The organism is Candidatus Latescibacterota bacterium (assembly GCA_019038625.1).
Taxonomy (GTDB): Bacteria; Krumholzibacteriota; Krumholzibacteriia; order Krumholzibacteriales; family Krumholzibacteriaceae; genus JAGLYV01.
On sequence record JAHOYU010000250.1, the window covers coordinates 1 to 20810 of the forward strand.

The following is a 20810-nucleotide window of genomic DNA, read 5'->3' on the forward strand; positions in this document are numbered from 1 at the left end:
GATCTGGATCTATGACCATAAAGAGAACAAATATATCCAGGCGACGACATCAGATGCCATGGACATACTTCCCCGATGGTATGATGACGAGACTCTTTATTACCTCAGCAGTTCCCCCGGCAACTATAACATCTTTCATGTAAAGATAGATGAGAATGGCTCGGTCTCGGACCCTGTTCAGGTGACCAGTGAAGATTCAGGTATCAGGTATTTTGATGTGAGCAAGGCTGGACAGGTTATCGTTGCGGAGGCCAGGACTGACCTTTACTGGATCAGCCTCGACGGCAGCCAGTCAAAGAAGATCAAGCTGGATATCGGATCGGACTACCATTTCGATCCGGTAAAACATGAGACCTTCTCCGCGAACATCAACCAGTACTCGGTATCTCCCGATGGCAAATACACAGCTATGGCTATTCATGGCGAGATATTCGTTACAGAGAACCACAAGAAAAAAGCCAGGAGCGTCAACCTGAGTGATTCTCCGTCAAGAGACACCGATCCTGTATGGACCAGCGATACGACCCTGGTATTTATTTCAGACAGAGCAGGACAGTATGACATCTATCTGGTGGAATCAGCGGACCCGGATGAAAAAAATCTGTTTAAAAGTCTGAAACACGAGATCACAAAACTGACGAAGACCGGCAGTGACGAATCGGATCTCGCGGTCTCTCCCGACGGGAAAAAGTTATCCTTCCTCAGGGGGAGGGGTAAACTTATCGTCGCTGAATTCGATGAGAAAAAGAATCTTGTCGAGAAAAAGACGCTTCTCGATGGCTGGGCAACACCCTCCGGTGTCATCTGGTCCCCCGACGGGCAGTACGTCGCCTATTCACTCGACGACCTGAACTTCGATCCCGAGATCTATATCCATCCCGTCGACGGATCGATCGATCCGGCAAATATCAGCATGCATCCGAGGGGAGACTTTAATCCGGTGTGGTCTCCAGACGGAAGCAAGCTGGGGTTCTCGTCAGCAAGAAACAACCAGAACAGCGACGTCTGGTTCGTCTGGTTGAAGAAGGCCGACTGGGAGAAGACCACCCAGGACTGGGATGAGGAAGATGACGGCGATGATGTGGGGATCGCCGACTCCGGCAAGAGCGACAAAAAAGATAAAAAGGGCAAGAAAGACAAGGATGATGAGGAGAAAAAGGACGAGCCGGAACCTCTGGAAATCGATTTCAAGGATATCCATGAACGCCTCGTTCAGGTGACATCGCTTCCTGGAGACGAGGGGAATATCGCGATCTCCAAGGACGGCAAGACATTCTATTTTACAGCTCCAGCCAATTCAGGCACGGGCCGCGACCTGTTTTCGATAAAGTGGGACGGCAAGGACCTGAAGAGCATCACCAGTGGTGGGCAGAACCCCGCCGGCCTGGAATTCGATAAGGCGAAAGCTTATCTCTACATGCTGAAGCGCGGAAAACTGGCCAGGATGAAAGCGGGAGCCAGCAAGGTCGAGGGAGTCGCCATGAGAGCGGCGATGTCGATCGACCGAATAGCCGAGAGAGGACAGATATTCGAGGAAGCGTGGCGGACATTGGATGCTGGTTTCTACGATCCGGATTTCCACGGCCAGAACTGGAAAAAACTCAAAGATACATACAAGCCATGGGCGATGATGGCATCGACCAAGCACGATTTCAGGGATATGTTCAACCTGATGGCTGGACAGCTCAACGCAAGCCATATGGGTTTGTACGGCGGAGATATGGCTGAGACACAGAGAGAGGTAACCGGGCTGCTCGGAATCGATATCGTGTCTGCTGGCAAGGGAGTAAAGGTCCTGAGAGTCGTGCCTGATTCTCCCGCAGCCAGGACGGTCAGTACAGTCGAGGAAGGCGATATCATCACCGCCGTCAATGGCGATCCTGTCAAAAGCGATATCAATTTCTATTCTCTCCTCGTCAATATGTCCGACACGAAGGTCCTTCTCTCGGTGACAGACAAGAAGGGCAAGGAGAGGGAAGTAGCGATCCGACCCGTACGGTCACTCAGAAACGAACTTTACAACGAATGGGTAAAGGAAAAACGAGCTTTTACTGAAAAAGCTTCAAAAGGAAAGCTGGGATACCTGCACATCCAGGCGATGGGGTGGGCGAGTTTCGAACGTTTCGAGAGGGATTTTGCCGCGGCCGGAGCTGGCAAGGAAGGCATCGTCATCGATGTGCGATACAATGGTGGTGGGTGGACGACAGACTACGTGATGGCTGTACTCAACGTGAAGCAGCACGCGTACACAGTGCCACGTGGGGCAGCGGGCAATCTGAAAAAAGATCACAAAAAGTTCAGTGATTACTATCCATACGCGGAGAGGCTGCCTTTCTACCCATGGATGAAGCCCTCGATCGCGATCTGTAACGAGATGAGCTATTCAAACGCTGAAATATTCTCACATGCTTACAAGACTCTCGATATCGGCACTCTTGTGGGGCAGCCGACCTTCGGAGCGGTAATATCGACAGGCGGCAAGAGGCTGATCGACGGTTCGCTGGTCAGGCTTCCGTTCAGAGCATGGTACGTAAAGGCAACAGAGGAGAATATGGAACTCGGGCCGGCGGTCCCCGACATCCTCGTCAAGAACGGACCCGAATGTAAGGCTGACGGGACAGACCCCCAGCTGAAAAGAGCAGTCGAGGAACTTCTCGGTCAGATCGAAGCGAAATAGACTGGTAGAGTGAAGGGGGAACATCTGTGGCCGTAATCAGGTTCTTCGTGCTGGTTATTGGTTTAATCATGATTGGATGGGGCCTGGTCGGGTTTGTTGTCGCCGTGCCGGCTGGGGCCATGGCTGTTCCTGTCTCCACTCCGGTCTTTGAGGACGAGCCGGAGGCGCACGCTCTATACGACAGGATGCTGGATGTCTTCAAGACCAGTGAGACGCTCTTTCTCGATGGCGAATACTCATGGGGCATTGGGGACATAGATCTGGGAAAGGCAAGATTCAGGCTCTGGATGAAGAAGCCGAACTTCGCGAGAATGGAGGCTGTTTCTCTCGATCTTGGTACAGAGGCAAACCTGATCCTCGACGGAGACACGACCTGGATCTACTGGCCGAAAGGGCTGCCACATCTTTCGAATGTGGATCCTGTCTGGCATGATGAGATAAAGGATGTTGCGTTCAGGAGATTTTACTCGCCCCCCGGATATCATTCACTACTTCACAGGACCAGTGACATGTTTGTCGATATGTCCAACTCTATCTTCGAATTCAGCACATTTCATGGATATACCGATGTGTTCCTCAAGTCTCTGGATGGGGTAAGAGGCCTTGGGACGGAAGAAATCGAAGGACAGGTATGTGATGTCATAGAGGTGAGTTTCCTGTCGGGGCAGCGCGTGAAGAAATACTGGCTGTCGAGGGAACATCATCTACCCCTGAAGCTCGAACAGGTGGTTCACGCCAATAACGATATTACCTACGAGGAAAACTGGTCGTATGTATCTATCGGTGACGAGATGTCTGATGAGCTTTTTTCCTGGAAGCCAGGCGAAGACTGGATCGAGTTCAGGGATCCTGTTCTGGAGGACGGTATCTTAAAGGCTGGAGCGGAAGCACCAGATTTCGACCTCGATCTGCTCGAGGGCGGACGGTTTAAGTTGTCTGCTCAGAGGGGGAAGGCTGTCTGGCTGGTCTTCTGGAGAGTGGGTTGCCCTCCCTGCAGGGTCGAGATGCCCCATCTTGAGGATATGCACCGGAAATACAGGAAGAAGGGCCTGGTTGTCATCGGGTTCGACTGTGTCGACAAGCCTGAGATCATCAAAGAGTTCCTCGATCAGTATGACACTTCATATCCTACGATCGCAGATGGTTCAGATGAAGCCAACGCTATTTTCAATAAAAAGTACCAGAGGATAAGTGGACTGTCGGCGGTACCTCTGAATTATTTTATCGATGGTGAGGGCAGGGTTGTCAAAGGGTGGTACGGGTTCAAGGAGAAGGGTGACGACAGCGAGGAAATGATAAAGAAGATGCTCGAAGAAAACAGGACACGCCTTGAAGAAGCTGTCGATCATCTGCTCGGATTCGTAGAAGGATCGGACTGTGTGTTTATCCGTAACGGAAAGGAAAACGGACCAGAAGCCGCCGCAAAGCACATCAAACGCAAGGCAAAGCACTTCAGGAAAGAGATCTGGACTCCGGAAGATTTCATTCGCCTTTCGGCCACAAAGAGCGAACGGTCGGGAAAACCCTATATGGTCAGAGTCGCCGGGAGAGCAGAGATACCATGCGCTGAATGGCTGATCGAAGAACTCACCGCGTACTGCGGACGGTAACAGACGATTCGGTGGCTAATTAATTTTCATCACAGCCCCGAGGTTGGTTAACGTTCGCGTCTACTCCTTGTCTTTCAATTCAGTCATCAGTATCAGATGGCGCTGATTCCACTTGTCGCCACTTTTTACATGAAATCTGTCTTCCAACGTGCCATCCGGGCGCAGAAAATAACTGGTTTTGAAAGGCCTGTTTCCTTCCTGGACGATGCTCTCACCCTCCATAATGACAAGGTCACCCTCGATCTTCACTGCTCCCCTGCTGAGCTGTCCTCTGTTGGTCAGACTTAGAAATGCGACTTGCTGTTTTCCAGCATCCCAGTAGTATATCGTCTCCATCGCGAATGAAAGCTCATCGACACTTTTTGTGAGGCGCACCGATTGGCCGTCGAGAATCGATTCCCATTTCACTATATGCCTGTAATGGGCGTCTTCAGGGTTTGAGTAATGACCGAGCCAGGTCTTTCCGATAAAGGGCCGCATAAACTCCATATGCTCGCCGAGTTCCTGACCCTGTGCCTGGAGTGCAATGCAAATGATCAGAACGGTAGTTATCATAAACAGACTGGAATTTCTTTTAATCAAAATACCTCCTCATGCAATTTGGATCGGGCAAAAATCACATCTGTCTTACTCGCCCATCTGCGCGGGGTTCGGTGTCTTGATAATCAGGAATGTCGCGTTTGTCTCGGACTTATTCTTTATGTTCATCGGCGTCTTGAAAGCAATAGGCACAAGATCGCCTTCCCTTGCGACGATATCCTTTCCGGACAGATTAATGATGACTTCCCCGTCCAGGATAATTATATGCACATTAGAGTTTGCATTGTGCTGGGGCACTGCCTGCCCGGGTTTCAATGCTGCCTGCATCATCAATATATGATCTTCGTCTACAAGCTTTCTTTTACCCATTCCATTGTCAACGTAAGGTGCCCCGTCTAAAAGGTTTACTATTTTGTCTTCCGCTACGGACTGGATCGGGATACAGATGTACATAAGCAGAATCGCAGCAGCAATGAGTCTTTTCACAGGGTTCTCCTTTTGTTGAATCCATTGAATAACCAGATTTCAGGAAATACTATGACAGGGAATGTGAGTGTGTGTCAATAAGTCAGGAATCCTTATTCAGAATCCAGTATCTCTCGGACTTTGAATGCCAGTTCCTGCATCGAGAAGGGTTTCTGGAGGAAGTGCACACCTTCTTCCAGGATTCCCCTGTGAACGATCACATTGGCCGTGTAGCCGGACACGAACAGGCACTTGAGTTCCGGAGTAATGGATTGCAGTCGTTCGGCCAGGTCCCGGCCGTTGATTTCGGGCATGACGACATCGGTCATAAGCAGGTGGATCTTATCTGAGTGCTTCTCGACAATCCCAATGGCTTCGCTGGGAGAACTCGCGGTCAGCACGTTGTAGCCTAATCGTTTGAGAATAGTCTGCCCCATTTTCAGCACCGCTTCTTCGTCTTCCACCAACAGCACCGTTTCGCCCTTGCTCCCGGGCATCTCTGCGAGGTTCGACTTTTGTTTCTCAACGGGTCGACCCGTATGTCGGGGGAGGTAGATCCTGAATGTCGTTCCCTCGCCGGGTTTGCTATACGTGGAAATGAATCCCCCGTTCTGTTTGATGATGCCGTATACCGTAGCCAGTCCGAGTCCGGTGCCCTCACCGATGTCTTTGGTGGTGAAAAATGGCTCGAAGAGATGATCGATGACCTCTTTGTCCATTCCGCAGCCGTCATCGCTCACTGCAAACATCACATAATCACCGGGGAGAAATTCAGGGTGTTCCACACAGAATGTCTCATCAAAAGTTGTGTTTTCCGTCTCGATAGTGACTTTGCCCACGCCGGTGATGGCAGCACGGGCGTTGATGCACAGGTTGGCCAGGATCTGGTCGACCTGGTTGGGGTCGATCTTCAGGAGCCACAGGTCCGTCCCAGGCACCAGGATCAGGTCGATGTCCTCGCCGATGAGTCTCCTCAACATTTTGAGCATTCCAGATACAGTTTCGTTCAAATTCAGGATTTTGGGCATTGCGGTCTGTTTCCGGGCGAAGGCCAGCAGTTGCCGGGTCGTATCGGCTGAGCGTTGAGCGGCCTTCTGAATTTCCTCGAGGTCAGTATGGAGAGGCTCGGTCGGTTTTACCTGGCTCAGGGCGATCTCCACGTAACCGAGGATCACACTCAGCATGTTGTTGAAGTCGTGGGCCACGCCCCCTGCCAGTCGGCCCACAGATTCCATCTTCTGGGACTGGTGCAATTGCTCCTCCAGTTTCAGTTCTTTGGTGATGTCACGCTTGACCGCCACATAGTTTATCGTCCGGCCTGATGTATCGCGCACCGGCGAGATGACGGCTTCCTCGTTATAGAGTGTACCATCCTTTTTCTTGTTGACGAATCGGCCCGTCCAGGTGTCGCCTTGCCTGAGAGTACTCCACATCTCCTTGTAGAATGTATCATCGTGTTCGCCGCTCTTCAGGACTTTCGGATTCTGGCCGATGGCTTCCTCGCGCTTGTAGCCTGTGATCAGCTCAAAGGCCGGGTTGACATATAGTATAGTGCCTTCGGTATCGGTGATGACTATGGTCTCCGCAGCCTGCTCTATGGCAGACATCAACCGTTCCCGCTCTTCTTCGTCCTGCTTGCGCCTGGTGATATCCTGGAACACACAGTAAGTCTGTCGGAAACTGCCATCAGGCGAGTATCCGATACAACCTTCGAAAGCGATATCCAGAAAGTGCCCGTCCTTATGCCTGATCTTGAATTGAACATCGGTTACAAAGCCACAATGTTTAAATTCTGGAAAGTTTTTCTCGAAAATCGGGTTCCAGTCAGGATGCAGGAACTCCGCAAAGCTTTTGCCAATAACATTTTCCCTTTTGTAGCCAAGCGTCTTCAACCAGGCTGGATTCACGTCGATGAAACGGCCATTCTCATCAAGAGACTGGTAAGCAAGGGGGGCGTTATCGTAAAGTGCCCTGTATTTTTCCTCGCTTACCTGCAACGATTCTTCGGCCCGTTTGAGGTCGGTGATGTCGCGTAATATTTCCAGCTTGGAAATGCTGCCGTCAGAGTTCTTCAGTGGAGTATCGATCAGGTCATACGTTTTTCCGGTTTTGTCTAAATAATATTCCCAACGCACTGTTTTTCCCGCAAAGACCTCGGCGTTTTTGCACCAGGGGCATTTTTCTTTTCTGTCGATGAAATATTCATAACATTTCCTGCCATCATAGGCGCCGATCTCTTTTGCAAGTACAGGGTTTACATATTCGATATCGTATTGTTGGTTAACAATGTAAACACCATCTTCCATCGCCCCGAAAATGCTCTTTAGTTTGTCACTCTCAACGCGAAGCTCCGTTGTGCGCTGGTCCACCAATTGTTCCAGATGTTCCTGATCATGAAGGAGGTCGGCCTGCGCGAGGTGCAATCGGCGATTCAGTATAATAACGTAAATCGTGAACAGGGAGAGCAGGACAAGGGTGCCCAAAAGGGCAAAGGCTTCGATCAGATGCTGGGCGAAAAATTGTTTTAGCGTAACTTCCCCATGGCCTTTATATAGTCCCACGTGCAACTCCCGCAGGATTTCGTGCACAGAACTGTAATCGTGGGGAATCGTCCAGCATGTATAGTTTCCGGTAATGGCAGCGGGATCACTCATGTCCATGGACAGTAGGACAATTGTCACACTCTGAGCAAGTTTATCCGGTGTCTCGCGCAGAGCGGCGAATGCCCATTCGGGATAGCTGCGTGTACTGTGAATAAATGGGAGGTCATCGTCTATCTGGCCGAGTACTTTGATTGCTCCCTCAGCAAGTTCTCCACGCTCAATAAGTCCTTCGATGATTCCGGTGCGGATAGTACCGATGTCAACCTCGCCTCTCAACACACTGTAAATAACTGGTGGCTGTGTTCCCTCCGGTGCAAAGAGTACTTCAGAACAATCTTCGAAGGGATCGATGCCAATATCTTTCAGTTCGCGCAGGGCCATCCACCAGCCGCCGAAGGCCTCCCGATGCACGCCCATGATGCTATGACCTCGGATATCGCTGATCGACTCGATATCAGTCCTGTCCGCCCTCGTGAAAAACACACCCGCGAACTGAGTAGATCCACCACCGATCCTCAGGTTTTTAAGTGTGAGTATACGGGTAACACCGAACCTCGCTTCCAACTCCACATATGCCGCAGGATTGGTCAGGACGAAGTCGATCGTACCATCGCTCACGGCCTTCCTCACCGCATCGAACTGGATGATCGGAACGAGCTCGAAGGTATAGCCCGGGATCGCCTGGCTGAGTTTGTCTGTGGTAGGTCCCCATTTTTCGAAAGCTGCTTTAATGCCGCTGTGGGCCCGAACACCGATCCGGACAGTTTCATCCGGGATGGAGCGGTCTGAAGACTCGGTGCTACAAACCGCTGTGTGCATCAGCGCCACAGCCAGCATAACGGTGAACGACACCTTTAGAGTGGTGTATGGGTGACGAAGTATTAAAGAATATTTCATACTAAGTAATATTTTTACAGGAACTGCTGTTTATTGTCAAGAAACTGTGACATGCTGCGACCAAAAAATATGAGTTGATTTACCTATGATTTATGGAAGTCCCTCGGCAGATTGTCCGATAATGAACGCCTGTTGTTCCGTTTCCGGACAACATATGTGGTGTTGATGTTATGTAACTTGCAAATATACAACCTGTTATGATTGTGGCATGTTGTTTGTATAGGCATTCCTGTAGATAGCATATTATCGGTGGCACGAATTGGAGTGAAATGATCAGGAATTATTTCAAAATAGCCTTAAGAAACCTGGCAAGATACAAGATGTATTCCCTTATCAATATCCTGGGACTCGCGATAGGTATGGCCGGATTTATCCTGATCACACTCTGGGTGCACCACGAGAAGAGTTTTGACAGGTTCCACGAGGGACATGAAAATATTTACAGGGTTTTGAGCTTCGGGGACAAATACTTCAAAAACGGTTTTGATGGAACTCCTGGTCCCCTCGGTGCGAAAGCGGTCGAGGGGGTCCCCGAGGTTCAGGCAGCATGCAAGTTCGGGATGTTTCCCAAGCTGGCATTCAGGTACAAAGACAATGTCTTCTTCGAGAAGTCGGGGGTCGTCGTATCCGACACATTTCTCGATATATTTTCGTACGAACTGATCAAGGGTGACAGAAATACAGTTCTATCAGATCCATCAAGCATAGTGATAACCGAATCAATGGCCGAAAGGTACTTCGGTGAAGAAGATCCGATCGGAAAAGTGTTAGTCTCGGAAGGATTCGAGGGGATGGTCTCGGGTGTGTTAAAAGACGTCCCCTCGAACTCCACTTTAAGGTTTGACTATTTCATCTCGTTTGGGTTCTACCGGCGGGTCGGAGGTTCGGACAGCAACTGGTCGGCTTACAATTATTCGACATACCTTCGGTTGGCGGAAGGATCAGATACTGGCCGGGTCGCTGAACTCATGACCGATATAGCCCGGGATAACAATAGCGCCCAGGTGTCTAATTCTGGTTGCTGGTACAGGCTCGAGCCGATGATAGACGTGCACCTCAGCAGTCACAACATCGGATCATCTCGTGAGCTTGTGGGCGACAAGAGGATGGTCTTTGCTTTCTCGATCACTGCGTTGTTCGTTCTTATCCTCGCATGTATCAACTTCATGAATCTTTCGACTGCCAGAGCTGGCCGGCGGGCAAGAGAGATAGGCCTGAGGAAAGTCGTCGGTGCCGGAAGAGCATCGATCGTGCGTCAGTTCTACGGTGAATCGTTGATCTATTCGATCCTCGCGATGGTCCTTGCTGTGTTGCTGGCAGACTTGATGCTTCCCTGGTTCAACCGGGTATCGGGCAAGGAACTGGTGATAGCATATTCCTCGACCAGGCTGATCGTCCTGTTGCTCGGGACAATAGCATTTACCACGCTGACGGCTGGAAGTTATCCAGCGCTGTATCTCTCGGCCTTCAATCCTGCTTCGGTCCTGAAAGGGGAATTCACCCAGGGCAGGAGAGGTATCCGTTTCAGGAAAAGCCTGGTCGTAGGTCAGTTTGCGCTTTCCATTCTACTTCTTGTAACGGCTTCCTTCATGTCGAAGCAGATGCATTTCATGGCCAGGAAGGACCTTGGATTCAACAGGGAAAATCTCATCTATTTCCCGGTCAACACAGAGATCGTAGAGCGGTACGAACATGTCAAGAACTCACTTCTGGGAAAGCCTGGTATCATCTCGGTCAGTGCCCAGAACACTTTGGTCCCCGAGGTCCCCTGCAGGATGACCGGGTATAAATGGGATGGCAAGGATCCGGATCACAGCCAGGATATGATCTTCTCGCTTGTCGATTTCGATTTCTTCAGGACGATGGGATTGGAGATGAAAGAGGGAAGAGTCTTTTCGAGGGACTATTCGACGGATGCCACGTCGGCCTATATCCTCAATGAGGAGGCGATAAGGCAGATGAAGATTGCGGATCCGATCGGAAAAGGATTCGCGATGGTAGACCGGTCCGGAACGATCACCGGTATAGTAAAAGACGCGAACCTCAGATCGCTTCATGTCCAGGTCGAACCGCATGTCTTTCTTATCACAGAGGATATGTCCCGGATGAATTCATACGGCATAGTCCTCGTTCGGATCGATGGGAACAGGACTTCAGAGGCTATCGCCGGTATTGATGGTGTCTGGAACGAAGTCTGTTCTGATAAACCGTTCGAATACCATTTCATGGACGAGACCTACGACAGGTTGTATACCGCGGAGGCGCGTGCCGGAAAAGTGATTAACTCGTTCACGGTATTTGCCATACTTATCTCCTGCCTCGGACTGTTCGGTCTGGCAGCGTTCATGGCAGAGCAGAAGACCAGGGAGATAGGGATAAGAAAGGTGATGGGGGCATCCGTTGGGAATATCATCATTCTTCTTTCGAAGGAATTTTCAAAGAGCGTCATGTATGCCAATATCGTAGCATGGCCCGCCGCCTACTTCATCGTCAGGCGAGTACTTCAGATATACGCGTACCGGATCGATATCACGCCCTGGATCTTCCTCTACTCGGGGGTGGCCGCGCTTGCGATCGCGATGATCACTATCTGCTGGCAGGCTGTCAGAGCTGCCCTGTCCGACCCCGTGAAGGCTGTCAGGTACGAGTAGATATCGAGTTTGCGTAAAGGGTCCTCATCACATATAATCATCCCATGAATGAAAAAGAACTGGTCATCCGCGCCCGTGGGGGCGACAGGAAGGCCTTCAACGAGCTTATTTCGAACTATATAGACAAGATCTATCGTCTTGGTTTCAAGGTCTCCGGTAACGAGGAAGATGCTCAGGACATCCTGCAGGAGACCTTTCTCAAGGCTATCGACAAGATAGAGAGCTTCAGGAGCGAAGCTTCCTTTGGTACGTGGCTCTATTCCATAGCGATGAATGTCATGAGAGCCTGTTTCGCCAAAAGGAAGAAGATGGAGTTGAAGACTATCGAGGAGTATGTGCCTGATCACTCGGATACTGGATCTTCCAGGCTGCTCGAATGGAACGATCCTCACGAGATGTTCGAGAACAGCCAGATCCGCGGGATCATAGACGATTTTATAGCGGAAATGCCCGGGGAGAACAGCACACCTTTCATACTGAGATATATAGATGAGATGCCGGTCAAGGATATCGCCGATGTGATGGAGCTGAGCGTGCCCGCCGTCAAATCCAGGATACTGAGGGCAAGGCTCGCTCTGCGGGAGCATATCTCGTCGAAGATGGAGGAGAGGAAGATATGAAAGACTGCACCGATTATATTCAGAATCTATGCTCATACGTTGATGGAGAGGCCGACGACTCTATCTGTAGAGAGATAGAAAAACATCTCAGGGATTGTCCCGAATGCAGGGTCATGGTGGATACATTGAAAAAGACCGTGGTTCTCTGCAAGGAGGGTGAGGAGAAGCACATTTCGATAGAGCTTCGCGCCAGGCTGGAATCCATTCTTGAGAAGAAGTGGAAGGAAAGATTCGGGAACGAGGCCGATGAGCAGACCCCGCCCGATAGCGAAGAGGCCGTTCCAGATGTCGAAGATAGTGATTCCGGCGACGAAAAATAGCTTTTTTTACCCCCGTAGCCATCTTGTTACACTCGTGTAACGTTTTTGATACAAGCCTGTTACAATTATATTACAAATAATCAGATTATTTTAGAATCGTTTTGGCCCCTTTTCTATCTAAAGGGTTAAATACGTTGATTTTTTGATGGGAAAGGAAAGGTAAAATGAAAAACTTAAGGCGATTTGTCGAAGATTTCTCGATCGATCATCCGTGGATGGTCATCGGGGCTGTTACGGTGATTACCGTCTTTTTCGCGTTCCAGCTTCCAGGCATCAAGATCGATACCGATCCGGAGAATATGCTTCAGGCTGACGAGCCGGCAAGACTCTTCGATCATGAGGTAAAGGAAGAGTTCGCGATCTCCGATTTTATAGCAGTCGGAGTCGTAGTAGAGGAAGGGGCGTTTACGAAGGAGATCCTGACTGACATTTACAGGATCGTCGAAGATGTCTCAGAGATCGAAGGCGTCGTGGCCGATGATATTCTGTCTCCCTCCACTGTCGATGATATCAGTCAGGGAGATGACGGGATCATGACTGTATCGACACTTCTCGACGAGGAACCCGAGGATGACGCAAGGGCCGAATATATACTCGAAAGGATCAGGAGCAACCCCGTGTTCAAGGGGAAGCTCGCTTCAGATGACGGCAAGGCGATCGCACTTTTCATTCCCATCGAAAACAAGAACATGTCTCACAGGATCGCCGGTGAGATAGAGAAGGTCATCGAGAAGCATTCTTCCGGACAGGATTATTTTATCGCGGGGCTGCCGGTGGCCGAAGACAGTTTCGGGGCCGAGATGTTCAAGCAGATGGCATTCAGCGCTCCTATGGCCGGATTGATCATCTTTCTGCTTCTGCTGCTCTTCTTCAGGAATGCCAGGATTGTCATCGCTCCCATGATCGTGGCAGTCGTTTCGGTGATCTGGACGATGGGTCTTCTGGTGCTAACTGGAAATACCGTTCATATTATGAGTTCGATGATACCGATCTTTCTGATTCCCATAGCGGTACTGAATTCGATACATATCATCTCCGAGTTTCATGACGAGTTTCATCGTTACAAGCACAAGAAGACTACAATACGCAATTCCATTCTGAAGCTTTTCACCCCGATGCTCTTTACGACCCTGACCACGATCGTCGGTTTCCTTTCTCTTGCCCTTACACCGATTCCGCCGGTCAGGGTGTTTGGTATCTTTGTGGCCTTTGGAATATTCGTCGCGTGGCTGCTGTCGATCACTTTCAACCCGGCATTCGCGGTCCTTATTCCTGACAAATCACTGAGGAATTTTGGCAAGAAAGACGATGCGCACGGTCCTCTTTCCCTGTTCCTTCATCTGTTGAGAGATTTCAACAGGAAATATTACAAGGTTGTTCTGGGCGGTACAGCAGTTGTAGTGATAGTCGCCGTTTTTGGCCTGAGCAAGATAGTGGTAAACGATAATCCCGTGAAGTGGTTCAAGAGCGACCATCCGTTGCGTGTAGCCGATGTGACCCTCAACAGTCACCTTGGGGGCACCTACATGAACTATCTCGTACTTGAGGGGGAAGAGGAAGGGTCAATGAAGGATCCGGCCACACTTGAATATATCGAACGCCTCCAGCTCCACCTTGAGAAGAGCGAGATCGTAGGCGCCGTTACAGGCATCACGGATGTAGTAAAGAAGGTCAGGGTAGAGCTTTTCGATGGAGATCAGAAAAAGTTTGCGATACCTGACAACAGGAAAGAGATCGCGGAGAACCTGTTCCTGTTCGAGATATCGGGTGGAGATCCGGAGGACCTCTACAAGTTCGTCAATCCAGAATATTCAAAGGCGAACCTCTGGGTCCAGTTGAAGGAGGGTGACAACAGGTCTGTTGCTTCGGTAGTTCAGGAGGCTGAAGAATTCATGAATGAAAACAAGCCTCCGGCAACACTGAAAGCTGAGTGGGCGGGGCTTCCCTATATCAATATCGTGTGGCAGAAGAAGATGGTCGAAGGTATGAGAGCGGCTCTTCTCAGCTCATTCGTCGTGGTCTTCCTGATGATGATGGGACTGTTCAAGTCTCCCATCCTGGGCGCCATCTCGATGTTGCCTCTCAGCATCACCATCATGGCCATCTATGCGGCGATAGGATTCATAGGCAAGCCATACGACATGCCGATAGCTGTCCTTTCGTCGCTCACGCTTGGTCTGTCTATCGATTTTGCGATCCATTTCATAAAGAGATCGAAGGAGATCCACAGGGAAACGGGAGATTTCCAGGAGACCTTTGATCAGATGTTCGAAGGTCTCGGAAGGGCTATAAGCAGAAACGTACTCGTAATAGCCATTGGGTTCATTCCGATGTTCTTTTCGATACTGGTTCCGTACATCACGGTAGGGTCGTTCTTCTTTGCGATCATGATGGTGTCGGGAGTAGTCACCATGATGCTTCTGCCATCGATCTTTATAGTGATACAGAAGAGGATCTTTCCGAATGCTGTTGTAGAGACTGAAAAGACCAGGATCAAAAAAGCAAGTTAACGAAATGCACGAGGCTGCCTGAGAGCGGCAATGAACAGGAGGCCATGCGAATGCAGGCCGGAAAGAAGGAGGAGATCATGAACTTGAAAAAAGAAAGATCAGAAAAGACGAAAAGATCATCGTCGGACGAGGGGTTGTTGTCTGCGTCGGGCGGACGAATCCGGCCTGTCGCCATGGGAGTGGCGGTCGCACTGATGCTGGTTCTGACTCAGTTTTCACCTGTGGTCGCGGAAGAGGCGGCAGCTGGTAACTCAGCGGCTGGAAATTCGGCATCACTGGAAAATACTGTTCCGGACGCGGCTCAACTCATGAAGGAAGCACATCTCGTGATGTTTTACGCTGCCGATGACGGTGTCGCGGAAGTCCAGATGAAGATCGTCAACAGCAGGGGCAAGGAAAGGCTTCGTGAGTTTGCCATGATGAGGCTTGACCTCGAAGAGGGTGGCAGACAGGATTACTATACCTACTTCCGCAAGCCTCATGATGTGTCCAGGATGTCTTTCATGGTGCACAAGCTTCCGAAAAAGACTGACAACAGGTGGATCTACATTCCATCGGTGGACCTGATAAAAAGGATCTCATCCGATGACAAGGCGTCGAGTTTTGTGGGTAGCGATTTTACTTACGAGGATATTTCCGGAAGGCACTGGACCGAGGACGATCACAAGCTTCTGAAGGAAGACACCTACAATAATCGAAAGGTCTATGTAGTCGAATCGATCCCACGTGAGAAGTACAAGGGCTTCGCGAGGAAGGTCACCTTCATAGATGCTGAGAACAGACTCATCCTGAAGGAAGAGTATTACAACGCCAAGGGAGAGCTGGCCAGGATCTTCACAGCCGAAAGGATCGAGGAGCATGACGGGATACTCACGCCAGCATATAGAAAGATGGAGAATGTAAAGAAAAAGCAGTATACGACTGTCGAGTTTTCCGGGATCAGATATAACGTGGGCATGAAGGAATCAATCTTCTCGGAGCGTTTTCTCAAGAATCCGCCTCGCGAATATATAAAGTAGGGATGGGGTGATAACGATGATGAGATTTATACAGAAAATGTCGGTAACAATGATGATCCTTATAGTCGCGGCCACTGCGGCCACAGCGACTGATATAAGTGGATTCGTTCAGGGACTATACGGATACGGATCGGACAGGAACAACCCTGTGCCATCGGAATTATCGGCCTCGGAAGTGAGACTCCAGATGCGAATCGAGTCATACTCAGATGCCGCGGAGTATTTTGGACGTCTTGATTTTGTTTATGACGATTACCTGGAACCAGAATACAGGATGATCCTCAGAGAGGGATATTTAAAATTCAACATCGGCAATAATGTTGATATGAAGGTCGGAAGACAAGTCATTACCTGGGGAACAGGAGACCTGATATTCATCAACGATCTGTTCCCGAAGGATTATCAGTCATTTTTCGCTGGTCGTGACGACCAGTATCTCAAATCGCCGCAGAACGCGTTGCGAACGACTATTTATGGTCGGCCCGGCACACTCGATATCGTTTATACACCGCGGTTCGCCCCGGATATCACTCCGACGGGGGAGAGGTTCAGTTATTACAACCCGATGACCGGTGGATATGTAGGCGGAGAAGGTTTCATTATGGACCCGACTCTTCCTGACGCAGAGGTGATCAATGGTGAGATCGCGGCGAGATATTCGAAATATATCGGTACGATTGATGCGGCGCTCTATTACTATCGGGGTTTCTACAAGGGGCCGGTCGGAATGGATCCGGCGACGATGACGGCATATTATCCCGGACTCCAGGTGTTCGGAGCATCTCTGAGATCACCTGTGTTTGGCGGAGTCTTCTGGACCGAAGGCGGGTATTACGATTCTCTTGATGACAGCGAAGGTGACGATCCATTCGTGCCAAATTCGTCAATAGGGAGTCTCGTCGGTTTCGAGCGAGCGATAAATCAGTCGTTCACTGCTAATATCCAGTATCGTAACAGCATGATCGTAGATCACGACAGGTATCTCGAGACCCTTCCCATGGGGTCGAACGAAGAGGACGAGATGTATCATCTGTTGACCAGCAGGGTGACGATGCTTTTCCTGATGGAGACCCTCAATGTCTCTCTGTTCGGTTTCTATTCTCCATCGGAAGAGGATTTCTACGGCAGGATGGCAGTCTCATACCGGTTCACCGACGAAGTGACCATGGCAGTAGGCGCGAACTTCTTCGAGGGCGCTGATCCATGGACCAGGTTCGGGATGTTCGATAGAAACGACAATGTTTATATGAAGTTCACCTATGGCCTCTAGAAGGGTGAGTGTTATTCGTCAGGATCCTTCCCGGACGGAAAAATTAAGGTATAAATTCATTGAAATACAGATTTTTTGGAACTATATTAATACAGCGAACGTAACAGTATATGGATGGAGGGAAGACGGGGATGAGGGGATGCAGAAGGGTCATTAAGGTGCAGCCATTTTCAGGCTGCCAGGACGATAGAGCTTAAGACAAGGATCGTCTTATTTCGGAAGGCTGATCCCCATGGCCTGATGGAAGTCTCGGCCGTCGGACAACGGGATCGGAAAAAAGGGACCAGGATTCTTACCAGGTCCCTTTTATTATTTTTCATCAAAACTACTTTTCCAAAACAACACCGATCGACTGTCATGCGTCCCCGGCGATTACATTCCCTGTCCCGGCAGTCGCATGAATTGCTCCGTTCCGACGATGCTAGAACGCCGAGACGAACCCTGTGATAAAGTCGTAACGCTCTCGTTCGTCTTCGTAAGTGGCCTCGGCAAGGAGCCGGACATTTCGGCGAAGGAGATAACTGTAGCTGAGTGTGCCTGAGAGATAGTCGTACTTGTCGATATCCGAGTCGATCATATTGACCAGCCCGGTGACGAAATTGCGTCCATCGGCTCCGTTCACAGCCCAGACCAGCTCGACGAACCCGCCGACAGTCTTTTTCTCATTGGCCTTCAGTGGGTCGTAGTATGGATTGTCGTCTGTCCTTTCAAGATACTGGACATTCAATTGCAGGATGTCCCTGAAATCGATCGTGCCGTCGATTCCCCAGTACATATGCTTGTTGTGGACATAATCGTTCCAGACCGGTGCTCTTGAGTCGGCCGAATACACGAATCCTCCGATCCGCACCGGCCCGAAGCCGTGAGTTGCCCTTAGCAGGACGTTCTTCCACTTCTCCGCGTCGAAGTATCCAGCATCATCCACTTCGTCTTTTCCATTGCCGTTTACGAGTTCAAACACAAGGTCGGTTCCGCAGGGAGAGGTATAGGTGACCATCAGTCCGCGGTCGTAGGCGAGGTTTGTCGGCGTGTCGCCTATCCTGAGTTTGTATATCTGGTAGTCCTCGAAGGTGAGGCGCAGTTCCCTCTTGAAAAGGGGGTCGGAGATCTGGAACTGTCCCACCATGATGTCCAGTTCTGAGCCGAAGAGGTTGTTGAAATGGATATAGGCGTCTTCGATACCCGCGACCTCTCCCTTTTCGGACATATAGAAATAGAAATAGTATCCGATGCTTTTCGAGATATTTCCTCCCGACATCAGTTTTACCCCGTAGGGGGTCTTGAGGTCGGTCATGTCATCGCCGTTTTCTCCAGAATAATGCGTGTGGTGGGCGAAGGCATCGAACCTGATCGCTATGGGGATGTCCCGTTGCAGCATAAGCAGGTCGTCTCCTGTGTCGTAAAAGGCCCGGGCCGGTTCCTGTCCCTCTTCAAGCTGGAAAGCATTACCGGCAAAGTCCTCGCCATAGGCTTTCAATCTCGGTGCTGGAGCGTGACATGTGGTGCAGGACATCTTGTATTTCCTGGCAAAAGCGGGGACGGCGTCCGCGCTCCCCGCAAGAACGGTCACTACAATAATCGACATGACCAGGCATGCCAGGGTCATCTTTGTCCGTTTGGTCGTTCTTTCCAAATCGAGACCTCCTTTTGATTTAATCCAGGAACCCGAATTGATCTAATGACAAAATTTAATCGAAGCTCTTGAGCTGATCAAAGAGCTTGAATTAATCGAATACCTCGAACCAGGTCTCCGCGTCGTTCACATGTATTATCTCTGTCTCATCCTCAGGGACTTTCAGATACTCAGCAACGGACTTGACCAGCCTGCGATAGTTCAGGGTACCTTTTATGAGCACTTTCCCCGGTTCGATATCGTCGGGCAGGGTCCAGGTATATGTCTCGATCCTGGTCTCCCTGGGACCGATCCTGTAATCGGTTCCGAACGAGGCCGTATTCCACTGGGCGATCGTCCTTCGTCCCTCGGGGTCGAAGTAGGGGAGGCAGAATATCCGGTCACCTTCGGGAAGCGCGTCTCTCGGTATCCCTTTAAAATCGGGCCTGCCCAGCATATATCCCATGTCCTGGTAGGTCAACTCGTTGCTTGTTATCGTCTGTTCCTCGCCTTCAAACCCCTTCAGGTCTACGGGAAGGTGATATTCCCTGCCCGCCGCGTCTATCGCGACCACGCGGAGCCAGAGCTGCCTTTCCTCGGCCGAACCGGACGGGACCTTGTGCCCGCATTTACCATTGAAGAGCTGTACCTTGACGACTACCTGGTCGCCCGGTTCGAACTCTCTCTCGACCGGATGCATCCTCATCTCTATGGATCCGCCTACTTTTCCAGGATCATGAGCGCCGTGGAAGAGGTGCTGTGCGACATCGGCATGCGCCTCTTTTGCGGTATTGGCGCTCCTGCCAGGAGCTCTCGGCATATGGCATGTGTGGCACTGGACGCCTTCGACGTTATATGGCCCCTCCGCCCATTCGAGTTGAGTCGATTTTACCCACAGCCCGAATGGATTCTGTTCGTTATGACAGATCCCGCAATATTCCGCGGAGCTTACGAAATCGAGTTTCGCTGACTTATGATATGGGCTGACAGCTTTCTCGCGGTTGCCGTATTTTGTCTTGCCCGGTGAGTTGACATAATTGAAATTGACCGAGGGGTCACCCGTGCGGGCCGTGATCGTATGACAGATATCGCAGGAGACGCTCTCGTTTGCCCGCGATCCTTCTGCGGGGTGTGGTGGTGTCTTTGTGCCTGTCAGCCACATCAACGGAGTATGGCATCCGTTGCATCCGGCTACTACATCTTCGAGCTCAGGGTTTCGTTTGGCATGTTCGACAGCAAGATCGAAATATTCTATCTCGTCCCAGTGATGTGTAAAGGCCTCGGACATCATCGCCTGGGACCATTGTTCGTATATATCGATATGACACTGGCGGCATGTCTCGGGCCTTTCGAAGTCTTTTTCCTCGAATGCGCCGAATGAGCCACTTCCTCCGCCCTCACTATGCCCAGTGCCTCCTGGAATCAGAAAAACTGTGAGCATTACCGTAATAAGGCTGGCTGTCAAAAAGAGCTTATTCATTTCCTGCCTCACGATCGTGAAAGTGAGCCGTAAATCATTTAAATAGAATATGAACGATTTTCCTTCAGGACATGGGTGCCGGTCAATAGTTTTGTTGATTGATAGAATGGATGAGAATGAAAGAGGAATTACCTGCATGACCATCATCGAATATGATACTATTGATCCCAGCCTGAAGTAGTCAGACAGCCGGGACCACATGGGATCGATTTTCACGAAGAAGCTACATGTTTGTGCAGAACACCACCGTGACGTTTTAAGATATCTGATGAAACCAGACTGGAGCTGTGAATGGAAGGCAAGGACAGGAAAAACCGAAAAAGCGATAAAAAGATCCGTAAGGGGTCTAAAAAAAACCGGAAGGACAGTAGAATATCCAGAAGGAATTTTCTGAAGATATCAGGGTCGGTGGCGGCGATAGCCGGGGGTGGAGGGCTGGGCCTCTTTGGCTATGCTGCCGGTAAGGATCCCGATTCGTACACGGGTTGTGAGAGCTTTCAGGGCGCCGCGCAGGATTTCAATAGAAAACGGTATAT

General features: G+C 50.3%; 14 protein-coding genes. 9 read left to right on the plus strand and 5 right to left on the minus strand.

Going from position 1 to position 20810, the window contains the following annotated elements; translation table 11 throughout:
* Together KOO63_15960 and KOO63_15965 are read left to right on the plus strand one after the other, a co-directional pair.
* Window positions 1-2677 (plus strand): PDZ domain-containing protein (locus KOO63_15960; protein MBU8923311.1); only part of this gene is annotated, 2677 nt, incomplete at its 5' end.
* Between the two features lie 26 nt (window positions 2678-2703).
* Window positions 2704-4287 carry a DUF5329 family protein gene (locus KOO63_15965; GenBank protein MBU8923312.1) on the plus strand — a complete coding sequence of 528 codons (1584 nt, stop codon included), beginning with the start codon at window positions 2704-2706 and terminating at the stop codon, window positions 4285-4287.
* 60 nt (window positions 4288-4347) lie between these two features.
* Here the strand turns inward: KOO63_15965 and KOO63_15970 are convergent, their stop codons facing one another.
* From KOO63_15970 to KOO63_15980, 3 genes are all read right to left on the minus strand, one after another.
* Complete coding sequence (locus KOO63_15970; GenBank protein MBU8923313.1) at window positions 4348-4869, minus strand: hypothetical protein; 522 nt, start codon at window positions 4867-4869, stop codon at window positions 4348-4350.
* 45 nt (window positions 4870-4914) lie between these two features.
* Window positions 4915-5313 carry a cupin domain-containing protein gene (locus KOO63_15975; GenBank protein MBU8923314.1) on the minus strand — a complete coding sequence of 133 codons (399 nt, stop codon included), beginning with the start codon at window positions 5311-5313 and terminating at the stop codon, window positions 4915-4917.
* A 92-nt stretch (window positions 5314-5405) separates the two neighbouring features.
* Window positions 5406-8792: a PAS domain S-box protein gene (locus tag KOO63_15980; protein MBU8923315.1), complete on the minus strand. Its 3387-nt coding sequence runs from the start codon at window positions 8790-8792 to the stop codon at window positions 5406-5408.
* Window positions 8793-9061: 269 nt separating this feature from the next.
* Between KOO63_15980 and KOO63_15985 the strand changes: the two genes are divergently transcribed.
* The 6 genes from KOO63_15985 (at window position 9062) to KOO63_16010 (ending at window position 17182) form a co-directional block, all read left to right on the plus strand.
* Window positions 9062-11443, plus strand: a complete 2382-nt coding sequence (locus KOO63_15985) for an ABC transporter permease (GenBank protein MBU8923316.1) — start codon at window positions 9062-9064, stop codon at window positions 11441-11443.
* Between the two features lie 44 nt (window positions 11444-11487).
* Window positions 11488-12063, plus strand: a complete 576-nt coding sequence (locus KOO63_15990; protein ID MBU8923317.1) for a sigma-70 family RNA polymerase sigma factor — start codon at window positions 11488-11490, stop codon at window positions 12061-12063.
* Complete coding sequence (locus KOO63_15995) at window positions 12060-12383, plus strand: zf-HC2 domain-containing protein (GenBank protein ID MBU8923318.1); 324 nt, start codon at window positions 12060-12062, stop codon at window positions 12381-12383. The genes KOO63_15990 and KOO63_15995 overlap by 4 nt, the downstream gene beginning before the upstream one ends.
* Before the next feature lie 164 nt (window positions 12384-12547).
* Window positions 12548-14893: an MMPL family transporter gene (locus KOO63_16000; protein ID MBU8923319.1), complete on the plus strand. Its 2346-nt coding sequence runs from the start codon at window positions 12548-12550 to the stop codon at window positions 14891-14893.
* A 50-nt stretch (window positions 14894-14943) separates the two neighbouring features.
* A complete protein-coding gene (locus KOO63_16005; protein MBU8923320.1) occupies window positions 14944-15912 on the plus strand; it encodes an outer membrane lipoprotein-sorting protein in 969 nt (322 codons plus the stop codon).
* 16 nt (window positions 15913-15928) lie between these two features.
* Window positions 15929-17182: a hypothetical protein gene (locus KOO63_16010; GenBank protein MBU8923321.1), complete on the plus strand. Its 1254-nt coding sequence runs from the start codon at window positions 15929-15931 to the stop codon at window positions 17180-17182.
* Window positions 17183-17603: 421 nt separating this feature from the next.
* Here KOO63_16010 and KOO63_16015 read toward each other — a convergent pair whose 3' ends face one another.
* Both KOO63_16015 and KOO63_16020 read right to left on the minus strand, forming a co-directional pair.
* Window positions 17604-18815, minus strand: a complete 1212-nt coding sequence (locus tag KOO63_16015) for a hypothetical protein (GenBank protein MBU8923322.1) — start codon at window positions 18813-18815, stop codon at window positions 17604-17606.
* 91 nt (window positions 18816-18906) lie between these two features.
* A complete protein-coding gene (locus KOO63_16020; protein ID MBU8923323.1) occupies window positions 18907-20274 on the minus strand; it encodes a NapC/NirT family cytochrome c in 1368 nt (455 codons plus the stop codon).
* A 291-nt stretch (window positions 20275-20565) separates the two neighbouring features.
* Here KOO63_16020 and KOO63_16025 point away from each other — a divergent pair.
* A partial coding sequence (locus tag KOO63_16025) for a twin-arginine translocation signal domain-containing protein (GenBank protein ID MBU8923324.1) occupies window positions 20566-20810 on the plus strand: 245 nt, incomplete at its 3' end.

Coding starts and splice junctions, on each gene's coding strand:
- KOO63_15980 (MBU8923315.1), bottom strand. CDS start 8,792: ATGAAATATTCTTTAATACTTCGTCACCCATACACCACTCTAAAGGTG.
- KOO63_15985 (MBU8923316.1), top strand. CDS start 9,062: ATGATCAGGAATTATTTCAAAATAGCCTTAAGAAACCTGGCAAGATAC.
- KOO63_15990 (MBU8923317.1), top strand. CDS start 11,488: ATGAATGAAAAAGAACTGGTCATCCGCGCCCGTGGGGGCGACAGGAAG.
- KOO63_15995 (MBU8923318.1), top strand. CDS start 12,060: ATGAAAGACTGCACCGATTATATTCAGAATCTATGCTCATACGTTGAT.
- KOO63_16000 (MBU8923319.1), top strand. CDS start 12,548: ATGAAAAACTTAAGGCGATTTGTCGAAGATTTCTCGATCGATCATCCG.
- KOO63_16005 (MBU8923320.1), top strand. CDS start 14,944: ATGCAGGCCGGAAAGAAGGAGGAGATCATGAACTTGAAAAAAGAAAGA.
- KOO63_16010 (MBU8923321.1), top strand. CDS start 15,929: ATGATGAGATTTATACAGAAAATGTCGGTAACAATGATGATCCTTATA.
- KOO63_16020 (MBU8923323.1), bottom strand. CDS start 20,274: ATGAATAAGCTCTTTTTGACAGCCAGCCTTATTACGGTAATGCTCACA.